Origin of the sequence: Methylobacterium bullatum, from assembly GCF_014845095.1 — a bacterium.
GTDB lineage: Bacteria > Pseudomonadota > Alphaproteobacteria > Rhizobiales > Beijerinckiaceae > Methylobacterium > Methylobacterium bullatum.
Genome location: NZ_NKUG01000070.1, coordinates 1 through 17401, shown reverse-complemented (window position 1 = coordinate 17401; position 17401 = coordinate 1). Strand labels below are relative to the sequence as shown.

Below are 17401 nucleotides of genomic sequence, written 5' to 3'. Positions count from 1 at the left end.
ATGTTCACATGACATCTGTCCGGGGAATGCCTTAGCCGGCCGTCTCGCTTGCGATGCTCAGCGCGGTCGTGCAGGTAGTCTGGGCTGTGGGGGCATGACCGGTTCGCAATGAAGACAATCAAGGATTTCGCCTGGCCGCTCATCGGCATCCTGGCGATCGCGATCTCCGGCTACTTTCTCTACCAAGAGCTGAAGACCACATCGATGGCGGCGGTATGGGGGGCCATCGTCGCCATCCCGCCCCATCGCATGGCCCTGGCGGGGCTCTCGACCCTCGTCGCCTATGCGGCCCTCGCCTGGTACGACCGGATCGCGCTGCTGCATCTCGGCGTGCGCGGAATCTCGTGGTTCTTCGTAGCGGTGTGCTCGTTCACGACCTACGCGCTCTCCCACAATATCGGCGCCTCGGTCTTCTCGGGCGCCCTGGTGAGGTACCGAGCCTACACGGCCAAGGGCCTCTCGGCCGCCCAGGTGGCGGTGCTGGTGGCTTTGTGCTCGTTCACCTTCTTCCTCGGGACGATCCTGCTCGGTGGCGTCGTCCTGGTGATCGAACCGCAGCTGCTCTCGCGGCTCAAGGGGATCCTGCCCGGTTTTCTCACCGACCCGAAGACCGCGCTCATCGTCGGCATCGGCCTTCTCGCCTTCGTCGCGCTCTACGTCGCCGGGTCGATCCTGCGCCTCCCGCCGCTCCACATCCGCAAGTTCAAGCTCGAATATCCGCGCCCGGCGATCATGGGGCGCCAGCTTCTAGCGGCACCGCTCGAACTGCTCGGCGCGGCCGGCATCCTATATTTCGCCCTGCCGGAAGCAGTGAATCCCGGCCCCATCGCCGTCATCGCGATCTTCCTCGCCTCGTTCTCCGTCGCTTTGGTCTCGAACGCACCGGGCGGGCTCGGCGTCTTCGAATTGGTCTTCATCACGGCGATGCAGATCACCGATCCCGGACAGAAGGATGCGATCATCGCGGCCGTCATCGTGTTCCGGGTGTTCTATTTCTGGATCCCGGCGCTGATTTCGGTGGTGGTCGTCCTGCTCTACGAGCGCTCACGCCTCGCCGACCTCGCCAGAGCGCCGCAGGCCTCGGCCGTGCCAGCACCGCCGGTCGTCGCGCCCGGTCTCGATCCGACCAGGATCAAGAAGAAGCTGGAGAAGAAGCCGCTCTGAGCCTCCGCTCGATCGGATGTCTCAGCGGGTACTCTCACGAAGGTCCATCATCCAATCAGACCACCTCATCCTGAGGTGCCGAAGCGCAGGGAAGGCCTCCAAGGAGACCTGCGGTGGTCGTCGTAGCGCGATCTCCGGAAGTCTCCTTCGAGGCCGCAAGGCGGCGCTTCAGGATGAGGTGGAGCGCTGCGAGAACGAAAGAAACAGTCCCTCAAACGGCTCCACACCACGTCACGTGAAAGCCGAGCGCCGAGGCCAAGCGGCTCGAGGCCCGTCCGCCGCGATACGGTCGGGCGGACAGGTCCCCGCTCACAGACACATCTCACTTCGGGTCCGGCGGCAGTTCCGCCAGGAACCGAGCAAGGGTTCGGCCAGTTCGACGCTATAGCCTCAGGGCCGGTCCGGAGGGTCTGTCTCCGGACTCGGCGGCAGGCAGACGCTCACGGTAAATCCGGATCTCGGCCTCAGACCGAACCCACCGTCCGCAGCCGGGCGCGCGGGTGGATTTCCGCCTGGCTCATCACCGCCGTCTCACGGCGGAAGCGCTCGATGATGGAACGCACGAAAGGCCGGGCCTGAGCCGAGGTGACGAGGACCGGCATCTCGCCCATGCGTGCTGCCTGTTCGAAGCGGTCGCGCACCGTGTTGACGAATTCCGAGAGTTTGGACGGCTGCATGGCGAGGTAGCGCTCGTCGCGCTCGCCCGCGATGGATTCGAGGAAGGCCTGCTCCCAGGCCGGTGACAGGGTGATGATCGGCAGCATGCCGTCATGGCCCTGGTACTGCGCGCAGATCTGACGGCCGAGGCGGGCACGGACATGCTCGACGATGTCGCGCGGATTCTTCACATGGCCCGCCACTTCGGCGATGCCCTCGACGATGGAGCCGAGGTCGCGGATCGAGACCCGCTCGGCCAGCAGGAACTGCAGCACGCGCTGGATACCCGTGGTGCCGATCTGCGAGGGCACCACCTCCTTGAGAAGGTCGGCATGGTCCTTCGAGAGTTCCTTCAGGAGCTTCTGGACCTCCACGTGATTCAGCAGTTCCGAGACATGCGCCTTGATGATCTCGGTGAGATGGGTCGAGACCACCGTCGCCGCATCCACCACGGTGTAGCCCTTGAGCTGCGCCTGATCGCGCAGGGAGGCGTCGATCCACGTGGCGGGCAGGCCGAAGGTCGGCTCGAGCATGTGCTGGCCGGGCAGCTGCACCTGTCCGCCCATCGGGTCCATGGCCATGAACTGGCCGGGGAAGATCTGCCCCGTGCCGGCTTCGATCTCCTTCACCCGCACCACGTAGGCGTTGGAATCGAGCTGGACGTTGTCGAGGATGCGGACCGAGGGCATGACGAAGCCGAGTTCCGCCGCGAGCTGGCGGCGCAGGGCCTTGATCTGGTCCGTCAGGCGGTCCTGGCCCTCCTGTCCGTTGACGAGGGCGAGGAGCGCGTAGCCCATTTCGAGCTTGAGGTCGTCGAGCTTGAGGAGATCGGTCACCGTCTCCTCCTTGGCGGCCTGGGCGGCGGCCACCGCGGTGGCGTCCATCGGCGCACCATCGGAATCGAGGGGAGGGGCCTCGCGGGCGATCTTGGCGAAGTGCCATGCGGCGTAGCCCGAGGCCCCCGCGAGGGCGAGGAAGGGCAGCATCGGCATGCCCGGCAGGAACGAGAGCAGCACCATCACGCCCGACGACATGCCGAGCGCCTTCGGGTAGTTGGCGAGCTGCTTGCCCAGCGCCTTGTCGGCCGAGCCCTTCACACCCGCCTTGGAGACGAGGATGCCCGCCGCCGTCGAGACGATGAGGGCCGGCACCTGGCTCGCGAGGCCGTCGCCGATGGTGAGCAGCGTGTAGGACTTCGCGGCCGCGCCGAAGGGCATGCCCTGCTGGGCGACGCCGATGATGATGCCGCCGATCACGTTGATGAAGGTGATGAGCAGCGCGGCGATGGCATCTCCGCGCACGAATTTCGAGGCACCATCCATGGCGCCGAAGAAGGAGGATTCTTCCTCCAGCGCGGCGCGTCGGGCCTTCGCCACCTTCTCGTCGATGAGGCCGGCCGAGAGGTCGGCATCGATCGCCATCTGCTTGCCGGGCATGGCGTCGAGGGTGAAGCGGGCGGCGACTTCCGCGATACGGCCCGAACCCTTGGTGATGACGACGAAGTTCACGATGATGAGGATCGCGAACACGATGATACCGATGACGAAGTTGCCGCCCATCACGAAGTTGCCGAAGGCTTCGATGACGTGGCCCGCCGCCGCCGTCCCCTCGTGGCCATGGCCGAGGATGAGCCGCGTCGAAGCGAGGTTCAGGGCCAGCCGCAGAAGGGTCGCGACGAGGAGAAGGGTCGGGAAGACGGTGAATTCGAGCGGGTTGTCGATGAACAGCCCCGTCATCATGATCAGCACCGAGATGATGATCGAGACGGCGAGCAGCAGGTCGAGCAGGAACGCGGGCAGCGGGAAGATGAGCACCGTGAGGATGCCCATCACGGCGGTGGCGAAGAACAGGTCCGTGCGCTTCGAAAGCGCGGTCAGGTTGGTACGGTTCGGGATCGCGAAGCTCGCGAATTGCGAGACGCTCATCCCCGGACCCGACGCGGCGGAGCCCGCCTCGCTCATTCTCGACACCCTTCACGTCCCACGTGGACCCGGCAAGAATTGCCGGGCTCAGGGTTAGCGAAGAGTTAACGAGGCAGGGTGGAGGTCAATAAAACTCGGTCTCGCTCGCGCCGTTCCCGATCCGGGAGGATCCCTGGTGATACCGGGTCTGATCCCCCGAGCAGGCGGTATCGCACCTGTCCGTGGCATCCTTCGACGCATCGCGCTCGGCCAGCGTGATCCTCAAGCGGTGACGCAATCTCCGCCCTCAGTCGCGACCGCCCCGGTGCCGATGGGACACAGGCACCCGGCGGCAGCCGGAAAATCGCATGTTTCCTCACCGGATCGGTACGCTGGTCCCTTGCACGGGGGGAACTCGGCTTGTACAGCACGCCACTCGCTCATCGCCGCCGCTGCAAAAGCTGGCAACGATGTGAGAGACTGGAGGGGTGGCCGAGTGGTTGAAGGCGCACGCCTGGAAAGTGTGTATACCGGAAACGGTATCGCGGGTTCGAATCCCGCTCCCTCCGCCAGCCCCGCCGATTACGCGCTGGGGCGCGATATTTTGCGACACAGCTACGCAAACATCGACGATTACCGCACGCCAACGGCAAGGCGAAGCCGAGAATCAGCTTCCAATTTCACTCTTGAACCGAATGACCACCTTACCGAACGGCCCACGTTCTAGATGATCGAACGCCGCTCGCACATCCTCATAAGCGTAGACCCTGTCGATCACCGGCTTGATGCCGCGTTCGTCGATGGCGCGGTTCATGTCCTCGAATGCCCTCCTGTGGCCGACTGAAATGCCCTGGATGATGGCCCGCTTCAGCATCATGGGAACCGCCGACACCACGATCTCCGATCCCTTCATGAAGCCGATCTGGGCGATGCGCCCGCCGTTCGCCAGTGCAGCTGCCGACTGACCGATATTGTCGCCGCCGATCAGCTCGAGCACATGATCGGCACCGCGCCCGTCCGTCAGGTCCAGCGCAGAAACGGACCAGTCCGGGTTCGCACGCGTGTCGATCACGCCGAAAGCGCCGAGCGCCTTCGCGCGTTCAAGCTTTTCCGTGCTCCGCGAGGTGACGATCACGCGGGCTCCGAAAGCTTGGGCGAATTGAAGGCCGAATAGGGCGACGCCGCCAGTGCCCTGTACCAGCACGGTTTCGCTCGCTTTCAGATGACCTGTCTCGATCAGAGCGAACCATGCCGTCACCGCCGCAACCGGCAAGGTGGCAGCCTCCTCGTCCGTCAAGGATGCGGGTGCCTTCACAGCAATATCCTCATGAAGCGTCACATATTCGGACAGCATGCCCGGAAGCGGTCCGCCTAGCGACAGGCCGTGCCGAGTCATCTCCCGTGGCGGCTCGCCGTCGATCCATTGTGTCCAGAAGTTTCCGAGGACCCTGTCGCCGGCCTTGAAGCGTGACACATCCGCGCCGATCGCCACGACCTCGCCCGCCATGTCCGAAACGGGAACGAACGGCATGGCAGGCCTGTCGGGCAGTAACTCGCCTTCGACCACCAGCTTGTCCCGATAATTGAGCGAGACCGCCGCAACCCGGATCAGCACCTCGTTGCTCGTCGGCGTAGGGACTGGCGCCTCGCCCAGTTCCAAGTTCTTCAGTCCGAATGACGGCAACTGCCATCGCTTCATTGTCTCGCTCATGGTCGATCCCTCAGGTGATAAGCAAGGATCTTATTGACAATCATATGGACTGGGTTGCGATGTATTTTCCGGACACTTCCTCCGTTTGATCTCCAATTAATGAGCCTGAACATCCATTCCCATCTTCAAGGCATTTCCGCCTTTGTGCATGCGGTGGAAACCGGCAGCTTTACGGCCGCCGCCGCCCGCATGGGCGTGTCTAAATCCGCGACCGGCAAGAGTGTCGCCCGCCTCGAAGAGCGTCTTGGCATCCGGTTGCTGGACCGCACGACGCGCAGCCTGAACCTGACGGCCGAAGGGCAGGCTTATTACCAGAGCTGCCTCAAGGTCCTCGAGGAACTGAACACAGCGGAGGCGCTGCTGGCCTCGCGAACGCGCGTCGTATCAGGAACCTTGCGGATCAACCTGCCGATTTCGTTTGGCCGGTTGTGCGTTATGCCCGTGCTCGCGGAGGTCGCGGATGGCAACCCGGATCTCAATCTCGATATCTCATTCACTGACCGCCAGGTCGATCTCGTCGAGGAAGGGTTCGACCTTGCGGTGCGGCTTGGCGATCCCGGAGATCATGCCAGCCTGATTGGGCGGCGCATTGGTACGCAGCGCTCGATCATCTGCGCCGCGCCGGCTTATCTGGACCGGCGCGGGCGCCCGACCGTCGTCGAGGAACTCGTCAAACACGACTGCCTCGCTTTCGCCAAAGATGGCCGCCCGCTGCCATGGGCAGTTTGCGGCTCGGACGGAACGGTCAAGCTGGTCATCATCCAACCGCGCCACACCATCAGCCATGGCGAGGCCTTGCGGGACGCGACCGTGAAAGGGCTTGGCGTCGCCTATCTCTCGACCTGGCTTGCGGCGGACGATCTCCACAGCGGGCGGCTTGAAGTGGTGCCGATTTCAACCCCCGCGGAGGATGGTCCCATCACCGCGCTTTGGCCGCGCTCGCGGGACCTTGCGCCGAAGGTGCGGGTGGTGGTGGATGCGCTCGTGGAGGCGCTCAAGCCTACCCAAGTGACCGTCTCGTGAGAAAGGGCGGCTTTAAGAGTGCTATCGTGTAGCCATAGTACTCGACATCATCTCGCGCGGGCCGCCATTTGACCCAGCCAAGGCACTGCAGTCGTTCGGAAATTTGGCCCAACGGCCGGCGAGCTGCGAATTCACCCAGCAATTCGTATCGGCCCGTGTCGGCGAAAGCTGCATCCCGCTGGACTTCGCCGCGCTGCGAGGCCGAGCGATGGGAGTGCATATCAGCGTTTTCATCAACGCGACTTTTCTGCCGGAGTGCCGATCCCCCGCAAAGTGGAAGCGTTTGAATGGCAGGCGACCGCTCGAGGCACCCGGCGCCGTGGGAGTCGCATGGCCACCTTCTTCACAGCCGACACACACTTTGGAGACTCCCACATTCTGCGTCAGCGGGGAGTTGCGTTCGAGTCGCTCGATGATCATGACGCGGCTTTGATCAAAAGCTGGAACGAGGTCGTCGGCGACGACGACGAAGTCTGGCATCTCGGCGATTTCGCGGCCGGCGCCAGCCGGGCTCGCTGTGCGGAGATCTTTTTTGCCTTGAGGGGGCGAAAGCGGCTGATCCGCGGCAATCACGACACCAATCGGGTCCTCGAACTGGCATGGGTAAAGCCGCCGCAGGAGAGTGCGCGGATCACCGTCAGCGATGCCGCCGGCAAGGAATGGCGACTGTTCCTTGCTCACTACGCCCATCGGGCTTGGCCGGGTTTGTGGCGCGGGACGCGGCACCTCTATGGCCACACCCATGGATCGCTGCCCGATACCCGCTTTTCATGCGATGTCGGCGTGGATGCCTGGGCCTACCGGCCTGTCGGCGTCACCGATCTGATTGCCCGCCAGAACCTTGCGCTCGTCCTGCCGGAAGAACTCCAGCGGGACGGTAATAGCGACGCGGCGATTGATCGACACTCTCGTTCATAGCGGCGGTCGTCGACGGCGACCTCGTGATACATTCAGGAGCGACTCACTCTTGCTCGTCGTAAGCAAGCATTAACGCTGCACGGGCATTCTCTCGACATTCATCGGTCAGCCGTTCGGACCAGGGGGTCCGCCCAGTTGCGGTGGGAGACAAACGGTCCATGCCTCGCCTGCTTGAACTTCTGCGCTGGAAACTTGCGGTGCTGTTTGCTTGGACGCCGACACGTACTGTCGCGTTGAACTTGATTCTGGCGGTCTACGCTTTTGCAGGATGGGGAGCCTTCGCGAACAAGGCTTCGGCATACCGCGATCTCACCGATCAGGTCGGCCTTCTGCGGGCGGATCGCGACGGGGCGGTCAACCGCCAAAAAGAGTTGGAACAGGCAAACAACGATCTCCTGCGTGAGTGGCAAGGCAAGCTCGCCTCTGCGCGAGAGGAACTTCAACAAGCTGCTGCCGCGCGCGACGCAGCCAAGGGGCAGCTTGCCGGCTCACAGCGCGAGCTTGTCGCCTCGAAGAAGCGCCTCGATCAGGCGCGGGATCGAGTCTCCGAGACAGGCAGCATCAAACACGCAGAGCCGTCCAAGAAGGCTGCGGTCAAGCCATAGGTTTGATTGGAACAGCGAGTTGGCGTCCAAGGAGCTTCGTCCTTCGACGTGCCTCCCTGGCCCGGTGCCGCTCCGTTATCTCCAACCTGCCCTGATGGAACGCCCTAGAGCGCTCTACGCCGAAGTGGATGCCGGTTCGGCGAAAAAGAGCGCGGCAAAACAAAAGCCTAGAGATGTGCCCCGACCCAACGTGGTCGGGCGCAGCTCTAGTTGACGCTCCAGTGTGTCTCTTAGGGTCACGCTTGCGACCAATCCGTCTTTCGACCGTTGTTCGATCACGCAGGGTAGGCTCGCCCAAGTGAGCCTCCCGTTCGATCCATCAGTCGAGGAGACCCTCATGAAACATGCCATTATCGCTGCGGCCGTCCTTCTTTCGCCCCTCGCCTTGACCGCATCGGCACAGGCCCAGGGGACGGTACGGGGCGCCGAACGCGGGATCGAGGATGGCAATCGCGCGGCCGGTCCCGTCGGTGGGGTGGTCGGCGGTGCGGTCGGGGCCGCGACGGGCACCGTCGGGGGCGTGCTCGGTGTCGATCCGGATCGGCGCGAGGAGCGGATGGAGCGGCGTGAAGAGCGTGGCACCGTTCGGGAGCGTCGCGACCGCTAAGACGGCGGCGCCATACGCTCACCCGTCTTCTTCGGTACGGCGCGACGGCGGGACGGTTGCGGGGATTGCCCCGCAGTCTTACCGTTCCGAATGACCGAGAAGCTGACGACAGCCGCCCTTTGCAAACTGAACCTCATCTCCCAGGAGGAGGTGGCGGCTGCCGTTGAAACTTACCTCTCGAATTCCATGGCGCCCCCGTTCGTCTTCAGGGAGGGCTACCGGCTCGATCTCGGTAAAGCCGTGCGACGACATCCCGGCGCGAACGACTTCGTCAACCGCGGGAATACCGGTCCGCTGATGAAGCGTCCCTTCATTCTGGCGGCTATCCTCGAAGCTCGCCCCCTGCGGGAATGAGCCTTTCCCGGCGCCGCGACCGACGTCCCAGCGAATATGCGTCGCTGCCGGGCATCAGCACGTGTCCCGGTGCCTCGCTGCCGCTCCTGATCGATCGCTCGGCGCTCGGAACATGGTGATCGGAATACGATCGCAGCGGGCGTACCACGGCTGCGCCGCTTTGGCCGAAGCTTCCCGATTTGTCTGATCTTCCTCGGCCGCCGCTTTCGCTTCGAAGAGCGGGGCGGCGACGGTGATGCCGCCGGCCGCGCACCGTCACGGTCGTGCCCTCGCCATCCCGGCCGCCTGCATGGCCACAGCATCCTCTCGCCACACCCTTGACGCTGACCCACGCCCGAATATATTACGATCATCATCTTAATGATGGTGCGGTTGCCGGGGGAATGCGTGATGGATGCGAGGATTGCCCTCGGGATTGTCGGTCTTGCCCTGGCCGCCTGCTCGCCCGGTGAGACCGCCGTGTCGCCTCAACCGCCCCTGGTCCAGACCGTCGAGGTCGCGCGGGGTGGCGGAGGGATCGCGCGCTATACCGGCGTCATCCGGGCTCGGACCGAGAGCAATCTCGGCTTTCGCGTCGGCGGCAAGATCTTCGAACGGCTCGTCGACCCGGGGGATCGGGTGACGCGGGGCCAGCCGCTGATGCGCTTGGACCGGACCGACTTCAGCCTGGCGCTCAATGCAGCCCGTGCCTCGGTGGAGGCGGCTCGCGCACAGATGATCAAGGCGAAGGCCGATGAGGAGCGCAGCCGCAAGCTCGTCTCCGACGGTTGGACCTCGAAACAGACCTACGATCAGAACAAGGGTGCGGCCGATTCCGCCATCGCGCAATTCGCCAATGCCGAGGCGCAGGCGAGCCAGATCGCCAATCAGGCCGGGTACTCCGAGTTGCAGGCGGATGCCGACGGCGTCGTGATGGAGGTGCCCTCCGAACCGGGCCAGGTTGTCGCCGCCGGGCAGACCGTGGTGAAGCTGGCGCGCGACGGCGCCCGCGAGGCCGAGGTGTTCCTGCCCGAGGGGAGCCGGCACGCCGCGCAGGGCGAGGCCTCGGCCATCCTCTATGCCGAGGGCGAGGTGACCTATCCGGCGCGGCTGCGTGAGCTCTCCGCCACGGCGGATGCCGCGACCCGGACCTACAGGGCGCGCTACATTCTCTCGGGCGGCGGCGAGACCGCACCACTGGGCGCCACGGTGACGCTCCAACTCAAATCCACCGACGCCGCACGGGCGGCGGCGGTGGCGGTGCCGCTCGGCGCCCTGTTCGACCAGGGCCAGGGCGCGTCGGTCTGGCGCTACGACGCGGAGACCCAGACCGTCACGGCCCAATCCGTCGCCGTCGCCCGCATGGCCGAGGAGAACGCCGACATCGTCTCCGGCCTGCATCCCGGCGACCGAATCGTGGCCCTCGGGGCGCATCTCCTCAAGGCCGGGCAGAAAGTCCGGGTCTCTCCCCTCGCTACGACCGGAGTGGCACCGTGAGCGGCTTCAATCTCTCCGCGCTCGCCGTCCGGGAGCGGGCGGTCACGCTGTTCCTGCTGATCGCGCTCACCGGCGCCGGCTTCTTCGCCTTCGAGAAGCTCGGTCGGGCCGAGGACCCCGCCTTCACCGTGAAGGTCATGGTGGTTTCGGCCGCATGGCCCGGCGCCACCACCGACGAGATGCAGCGCCAGGTCGCCGATCCGCTGGAGAAGCGCCTGCAGGAGCTCGTCTACTACGACCGCGTCGAGACCACGGTCCGGCCCGGGCTCATGCTGATGAAGGTGCTGTTCAAGGACAACATGCCTCCGGCCAAGCTCCAGGCGGAGTTCTATCAGGCGCGCAAGAAGCTCTCCGACCAGGCCTCCAGCCTGCCGCGCGGCGTGCTGGGGCCGCTGTTCAACGACGAATTCTCCGACATCTACTTCGCTCTCTACGCACTCCAGGCCAAGGATCTGCCGCACCGGCAATTGGTGATGCGGGCGGAGGACCTTCGCCAGCGCCTGTTGCGCATACCCGGCGTCGAGAAGATCAACATCCTCGGCGAGCAGGCCCAGAAGATCTTCGTCGAGATCTCCTACCAGCGTCTCGCCACGCTCGGCATCACCGGCCAGCAATTGCTGGCGGCTCTCGCCAACCAGAACGACGTGACCCCGGCCGGATTCGTCGAGGCGGGGGGACCGCGCGTCTATCTCCGACTCGACGGCGCCATCGATGGGCTCGATGCCCTCCGCAACCTGCCCGTCGCGGCGGGCGATCGCAGCTTCAAGCTCGGCGACATCGCCGAGGTGAAGCGCGGCTACGAGGATCCGAAGACCTTCGCCATCCGCAACGACGGCGAGCCCGCGCTGATGCTCGGCCTGGTGATGAAGCCCGGCTTCAACGGGCTGAATCTCGGTGCGGCGCTCAATGCCGAGGAGATCGCGATCCATCATGAAACGCCCGTCGGCATCTCGTTCACGAAGATCACCGACCAGGCCAAGGTCATCGACGAGGCCATCCACGAGTTCATGGTCAAGTTCTTCACCGCCCTGGGGGTGGTGATCGTGGTCAGCCTCGCCGCGCTCGGCTTCCGGGTCGGTATCGTGGTGGCGCTGGCCGTGCCGCTCACCCTGTCGGCGGTGTTCGTGGTGATGATGATCACCGGTCGCGACTTCGACCGCATCACCCTGGGCGCCCTCATCATTTCGCTCGGCCTCCTCGTCGACGACGCGATCATCGCCATCGAGATGATGGTCGTGCGCATGGAGGAGGGCGCCGACCGGATCGAGGCGGCGACCTATGCCTGGAGCGCCACCGCCGCGCCGATGCTGACGGGCACCCTCGTCACCATCGCGGGCTTCCTCCCCGTGGGCTTCGCTGCGTCCACGGCCGGCGAATATGCCGGCAACATCTTCTGGGTGGTGGCCTTCTCGCTGATCATCTCCTGGATCGTGGCCGTGACCTTCACGCCCTATCTCGGGGTCAAGCTCCTGCCGAACATCAAGCGGGTGGAAGGCGGCCACGACGCGATCTACGCCACCAGGAACTACCAGCGCCTGCGCCGCCTCGTGCGGATGTCCGTCGACCACAAATGGATGGCGGCCGGCATCACCGTGGCCCTGTTCGCGGGCGCGGTGGTGGCCATGGGCAAGGTGGAGCAGCAGTTCTTCCCGAACTCGGAGCGCGCCGAACTCATCGTCGAGGTGACCCTGCCGGCGGGCTCGGCCTTCGCCACCACCGAGGCCAGCGTGACGCGGCTGGAAACCGCCCTGCGCGAGTTGCCGGAAGCCGGTGAGATCACGAGCTATGTCGGCCAGGGCATGCCGCGCTTCGTCCTGTCCTTCGATCCCGAGCTACCCGATCCTGCCTTCGCGCAGATCGTGGTGCAGACCGCCGACGCGGCGGCGCGCGACGCCCTGCGGACCAAGGTCCGCAAACTCGTCGACGAGGGGCGCTTTCCCGAGGCACGGGTGCGGGTCCTGCAGATCGTCTTCGGGCCACCGATCCGCTTCCCCGTGGCCTTCCGGGTGGTCGGGCCGAATCTCGACGTGATCCGGGGCATCGCCGCCGAGGTCAGCGACGTCATGGCGGCCAACCCGAACATGCGGATGGTCCATCTCGACTGGGGCGACAAGACCCCCAACCTGCACCTCGCTCTCGACCAGGAGCGACTGCGCCTGATCGGCCTGACACCGAAGGAAGCCGGCCAGCAATTGCAGAGCTACCTCAACGGCATGCCGGCGACCCAGGTGCGAGAGAACCTGCGCTCGGTCGATGTACTGCTACGCAGCCCCGGCCCGGAACGGCGCTCGCTCGGCGAAGTCGGGGACCTCACCCTCGCGACGAAGGACGGGCGCCAGGTACCGCTCTCCCAGGTCGCGCGGCTCGAGAGCCGCAGCGAGGATGCGGTGCTGAAGCGCTACAACCGGGAAAGCTACATCCGGGTTCAGGGCGACGTCCTCGACGGGAAACAGCCGCCGGACATCCACGCCCAGATCTTCCCCCTGCTGGAACCGATCAAGGCCAAGCTTCCACCGGGCTACCGCATCGACACGGCGGGCGCCGTGGAGGAAAGCGCGAAGGCGATGATGTCGCTCGTGGCGGTGTTCCCGATCATGTTGATCGTGACGCTCACGGTCATCATGATCCAGGTGCGCTCCTTCGCCACCATGTTCATGGTGTTCGCCACCGCGCCGCTGGGCCTCGTGGGCGCCGCGCCGACCCTGCTGATCTTCCATCAGCCGTTCGGGTTCAACGCGATCCTCGGCCTCATCGCCCTGTCGGGCATCCTGATGCGCAACACACTGATCCTGGTGGATCAGATCCACCATGACCGGGCGTCGGGGCTGTCGGATTACGAGGCCATCGTCGAATCGACCGTGCGACGCGCCCGCCCGGTCATCCTGACCGCCGCCGCCGCCATGCTCGCCTTCATCCCGCTCACCCACTCGGTGTTTTGGGGAGCGCTGGCCTACGTCCTCATCGGCGGTGTCGGAGTGGGCACCTTGCTGACCCTGCTGTTTCTCCCGGCCCTCTACGCCCTCTGGTTCCGCGTGAAGCGGGAGCCGGCGGGAGAACGGGCATCGCCCGGCGAAGCCGCGATGGCTCACCCGGCGGCGTCCTGAGCAGGACGTCGTTCGCGCCCGGCTCCACCGGGCATTCCAGGGATCGCGCGTTCAGGCCATGAATGCGCGGTACATCGACCGGCCCGCGATTGTGCCCCCCTCACGCGGGCCGGTCGGTCGTCCATCGTCTTCCGACTATCGACCGCCACCACCGCCGGTGTTCGGGATCGCGACTTCCGGCTTGTTGGCGTTGCCCGCGGCCCCCGAATTGTTCGAGCGGCTTTCCGCGCCGGTGGAGCCATAGGCTTCGGTCCCGATGGAACCCGGACCGCTGTTATCGATGCCGCCCGGCTTGACCACCGGCACATCCGACGTGCCCGGCGAGGTCATGCGCGCCGGACCCGGCTGTTTGATCTCGGCGGGACCCGCCGACTGCGCAAAGGCAGGTGACGAGGCGGTCAACAACACACTGGCGAGTAACGCGGCGTTCTTCGTCATCAAATGTTCCAAAGTTCCCGAGTGGATCTCTGGGACGTCAACCAACGCGGCCGACGAGAGGTTTCAAGCTTCGCAGCGGATCCGTCTCGTGCTGGCCTGCGACTCGTGGCTCTCACCGGGAATGACTTCGGCGCTCAACGCAGGCGCACAGGCTCGCTACCCTCTGCCGGGTCGGCGGATATGCGATCGGCTTGCGGCAGGCTCGGCGCGGGCTCGCTCGACGGAGTCTGATCTTCGGAAACCGGATCGACGTCGCCGGGCCTGTCCGGAAGTTGGGGCCAGATCGGACGATCGGGTTGTATCGGCTTTGCCATGAAACGGCCTCCCAGCAATCGAACTCAGGAATGCACCACTGGGATATAATATGCCAGAAAAGATTCCGAAGTAGCTTGCCGCCTCAAGTTGCCGAGGTTTCACCGACAGCGATGTTCCGACAGACCGCGCGATATCCTGGCTGATGACACGGACCGACCGTTCGAGGGCGTCCGTGTCACGATGGAAACGAAAGAAGCCCCCGCCGGGCATTCCCGACGGGGGCTTCTTCGAAGCGCGCGTGATTCACGGCATTGCCGCGTTGATGGGTCAACCGCCGCTCATGCAACCGTGATCGAAGGACGACGAACTTACCGCTCGCCGAAGCCGGAAAGAAGCTTCTCGATCTGGGCGAGTCCGTTCTCGCGGGCCTTGGCCTCGCTGGTCAGGCTGCGATCCGAGCGCTGGACGAGCTTGCCGCCTTTGCGAATGGCCCACTGATAGGTCGCGCCCTCGGTGCGGGGGCTGAGGATTTCCAGGGTGTAGGGGTATGTCGATGTTTCGGTCATGTCCCCTATATGGCGCAAGGTTCCGGCGCCTTCCACCCTTTTATACCGCATCTCTGACCGGCGAATTACGGACGGAGTGGCCAATCTCGTCGTCCCGGTCGATTGCCCCGTGGCGTCCGCCCTATCGCGGATCGGGTACCGCGCTCGCCATCACGTGGCCTGCGATACCTCCGGCGGTGGTGAGCCAGATCTCGTCGCGATGAGAGGCGATATGGGCGAGCGCCTCCCGGAGCGGCCGCAGCCGGTGCGGCTGGCCGACGATGTAGGGATGCAGAGCGATCCCCATGACGAGGGGCGCCTCCCGCGACTGCACCAGCATCTCGTCGAACGCGTCGACGATCATGGCGGCGAAGTCCCGGGCGGAGTCCTTCCTCGCGACGATGGCGGGGATGTCGTTGAGTTCCTGTGGATACGGCACGGAGAGGATGCGACCGCCGTCGCGGGTGGCGAACCAGACCGGCTGGTCGTCATGCGCCCAGTCGAGGAGATACCGGTAGCCCGCCTCCGCCAGGAGATCGGGCGTGACGCGTGATTGCGAGATCCAGGGGCCGAGCCATCCGGCGGGGGGCTTGCCTTCCTCCCGCGTCAGGGTGGCGGTGGCCTCGGCGATGAGTGCTCGCTCGGCTTCCTCTTCGAGGTTGCCCTGGCGCTCGGCATTGGTGCGGCCATGCCCGACGATCTCGTCGCCCCGCGCCCGGAAGGCCTCGATCAGGCCGGGACAATCCTCGTAGAGCCGGCTGTTGACCAGCACGCTGGCGGGAAGGCGTAACTCGTCGAAGAGGGCCTTCATCCGAAAGGCACCGACGCGATTGCCCCAATCGCGCCAGGTGTAGTTCAGCACGTCGGGCTGAGGGCCGCCGGGAGCCAGCTCTGCGCCGAGGCCCGATCCGAAATCGAAGGTCTCGAGATTGAGCGCCACGTAGACGGCGAGGCGCTTGCCCCCCGGCCAATCGTAGACCGGGCGGTCGGGCAGGGCGCTGTAGGCATAGCGGCCATGGTCGTTACCTGCGTCCGTCAAAGCGTCGCGCTCCTTCATCTGTCTCATAGGCTCAGATTGTCACGCAGCGCCGAGATAGGCGGCGGCGAGACCTTCATCGGCGGAGAGCTCGGCCGCCGATCCGGTGGCGACGACGCGGCCCTGCTCCAGGACGTAGCCGCGATCCGCAACGGTCAAGGCCAGTGCGGCCATCTGATCGACGATGAGGATGGTGACGCCCTGGTCGCGCAACTCCGCCACCACGGCGTAGAGGGCGTTGATCATGGACGGCGCAAGCCCGAGGGAGGGTTCGTCGAGGAGGAGAATGCGCGGATGCGCCATCATCCCGCGCGCGATGGCGAGCATCTGCTGCTCTCCGCCGGACAGCAGACCGGCCCGGCTCGTCGCCCGGTCGCGCAGGCGGGGGAACCGGTCGAGCAAGGCCTCCACCTCGCTGGGATCGATGGCGGTCTTCCGTCCATGCGCGCCGAGGCGCAGGTTCTCCACGACCGACAGCTCCGGAAAGACCTGCCGGCCCTCTGGCACGAGGGCGAGGCCGAGGCGGGCGATGGCATGGGCCGGCAGGCCGGCAACGGAGCGGTTCTCCAGGATGACGGATCCGTCCACCGGACGCAGCAGGCCACTGAGCGCGCGCATGGCGGTGGATTTGCCGGCCCCGTTCGCCCCGAGGAGCGCCACGGTCTCACCGGGCCGGACATCGAGGGAGAGGCGGTCGAGGACCGGAGCGGCACCGTAGCCTGCCGTCAGGTCGAGGGCCGAAAGGACCGCGTCGGCGGGGCCCGTCCATGGGGACGGACGCGGCCGGGCAGGGGTGTCGGCGCCTCCGAGATAGGCCCGCAGAACGGCGGGATCCGCCCGTACCGTGGCGGCATCCCCCAGCGCGATGGGTCGTCCTGCATCCATGACGAGGATATGATCCGAGATGCCCATGACGAGGGGCATGTCGTGTTCGACGAGGACCACCACGATTCCGCACTCCGCGATCCGACGCAGGAGGCTGCCCAGGCGGTCGGTATCGGCGCGGGTGAGGCCCGCCGCCGGCTCGTCGAGAAGGAGGACGCGCGGTCGGCCCGCCAGAGCGCGCGCGATCTCCACGAGGCGGCGGTCCACATGCGGCAGTTCGGCGGCGGGCCGGTGGAGGCCCCCGGTATAGCCGACGAAGGCGAGGAGCGCGGTGGCAGCATCGACGTCGCTTCCTGCGCCCGCCCTGAACAGGCGTCCGGGGGCGATGGCGAGGGTCACGTTGTCGATGACAGACAGTGAGCCGAACAGCCGCGTGGTCTGGTAGGTCCGCGCGATTCCGGCGCGGGCGATGCGGTGGGCGGACAGTCCGGCCAGATCCCGACCCGCGAGTCGGATCGCCCCGGCACCGGGCCGGTAGAAACCCGAGACCATGTTGAGCACGGTGGTCTTGCCGGCCCCGTTCGGGCCGATGATGCTGGTGACGGCTCCGGGGGCGGCCGTCACCGAGACGTCCTGCGCCGCCTTGATGCCGCCGAAGCTGATGCCGATCCCCTCCACCGCGAGCGCCTCGGGCTGTGGCTGGGCCAGATAGGACGCGACGTCGCCGCCGGTTCCGGACGCAGTTCCGGTGAGGCGGCGCGGCAGCAGCCTCGCGAGGCTGC

The 17401-nt window shown here is 65.7% G+C and carries 14 protein-coding genes and 1 tRNA gene; 9 read left to right on the top strand and 6 right to left on the bottom strand.

What is annotated here, in order from left to right; translation table 11 throughout:
* Positions 1-108 precede the first annotated feature (108 nt).
* On the top strand, positions 109-1164 hold the full coding sequence (locus tag MBTS_RS10260; RefSeq protein WP_056144318.1) for a lysylphosphatidylglycerol synthase domain-containing protein: 1056 nt from the start codon (positions 109-111) through the stop codon (positions 1162-1164).
* A 464-nt stretch (positions 1165-1628) separates the two neighbouring features.
* Here the strand turns inward: MBTS_RS10260 and flhA are convergent, their stop codons facing one another.
* Positions 1629-3746 carry a flagellar biosynthesis protein FlhA gene (flhA, locus tag MBTS_RS10255; protein ID WP_238253871.1) on the bottom strand — a complete coding sequence of 706 codons (2118 nt, stop codon included), beginning with the start codon at positions 3744-3746 and terminating at the stop codon, positions 1629-1631.
* A gap of 458 nt (positions 3747-4204) precedes the next feature.
* Here flhA and MBTS_RS10250 point away from each other — a divergent pair.
* Positions 4205-4294, top strand: a tRNA-Ser gene (locus MBTS_RS10250).
* 95 nt (positions 4295-4389) lie between these two features.
* On the opposite strand, the gene MBTS_RS10245 is transcribed toward MBTS_RS10250, so the two are convergent.
* On the bottom strand, positions 4390-5433 hold the full coding sequence (locus tag MBTS_RS10245) for a zinc-dependent alcohol dehydrogenase family protein (protein WP_147833271.1): 1044 nt from the start codon (positions 5431-5433) through the stop codon (positions 4390-4392).
* Between the two features lie 99 nt (positions 5434-5532).
* Between MBTS_RS10245 and MBTS_RS10240 the strand changes: the two genes are divergently transcribed.
* From MBTS_RS10240 to MBTS_RS10210, 7 genes are all read left to right on the top strand, one after another.
* Positions 5533-6456 carry a LysR family transcriptional regulator gene (locus MBTS_RS10240; protein ID WP_192215567.1) on the top strand — a complete coding sequence of 308 codons (924 nt, stop codon included), beginning with the start codon at positions 5533-5535 and terminating at the stop codon, positions 6454-6456.
* A gap of 330 nt (positions 6457-6786) precedes the next feature.
* Positions 6787-7374, top strand: coding sequence for a metallophosphoesterase (locus MBTS_RS10235; protein ID WP_192215566.1), 588 nt, complete (start codon positions 6787-6789; stop codon positions 7372-7374).
* Between the two features lie 158 nt (positions 7375-7532).
* The gene (locus tag MBTS_RS10230) at positions 7533-7979 is read left to right on the top strand and encodes a hypothetical protein (RefSeq protein ID WP_192215565.1); all 447 of its coding nucleotides are present in this window, start codon (positions 7533-7535) and stop codon (positions 7977-7979) included.
* Positions 7980-8316: 337 nt separating this feature from the next.
* Entirely contained in the window at positions 8317-8586 is a 270-nt protein-coding gene (locus tag MBTS_RS10225; protein ID WP_056144755.1) for a hypothetical protein, read from the top strand.
* 90 nt (positions 8587-8676) lie between these two features.
* On the top strand, positions 8677-8940 hold the full coding sequence (locus tag MBTS_RS10220) for a hypothetical protein (protein ID WP_192215564.1): 264 nt from the start codon (positions 8677-8679) through the stop codon (positions 8938-8940).
* A 390-nt stretch (positions 8941-9330) separates the two neighbouring features.
* The gene (locus tag MBTS_RS10215; RefSeq protein WP_192215563.1) at positions 9331-10416 is read left to right on the top strand and encodes an efflux RND transporter periplasmic adaptor subunit; all 1086 of its coding nucleotides are present in this window, start codon (positions 9331-9333) and stop codon (positions 10414-10416) included.
* Entirely contained in the window at positions 10413-13520 is a 3108-nt protein-coding gene (locus tag MBTS_RS10210) for an efflux RND transporter permease subunit (RefSeq protein ID WP_192215562.1), read from the top strand. The genes MBTS_RS10215 and MBTS_RS10210 overlap by 4 nt, the downstream gene beginning before the upstream one ends.
* Before the next feature lie 135 nt (positions 13521-13655).
* Here MBTS_RS10210 and MBTS_RS10205 read toward each other — a convergent pair whose 3' ends face one another.
* The 4 genes from MBTS_RS10205 to MBTS_RS10190 form a co-directional block, all read right to left on the bottom strand.
* Complete coding sequence (locus MBTS_RS10205) at positions 13656-13958, bottom strand: hypothetical protein (protein WP_192215561.1); 303 nt, start codon at positions 13956-13958, stop codon at positions 13656-13658.
* Positions 13959-14581: 623 nt separating this feature from the next.
* Positions 14582-14779, bottom strand: a complete 198-nt coding sequence (locus MBTS_RS10200; RefSeq protein ID WP_018042694.1) for a hypothetical protein — start codon at positions 14777-14779, stop codon at positions 14582-14584.
* Between the two features lie 121 nt (positions 14780-14900).
* Positions 14901-15815, bottom strand: coding sequence for a polysaccharide deacetylase family protein (locus MBTS_RS10195; RefSeq protein WP_192215560.1), 915 nt, complete (start codon positions 15813-15815; stop codon positions 14901-14903).
* 21 nt (positions 15816-15836) lie between these two features.
* Positions 15837-17401: ATP-binding cassette domain-containing protein (locus tag MBTS_RS10190; protein WP_192215559.1), on the bottom strand; the 1565-nt coding region annotated here is incomplete at its 5' end.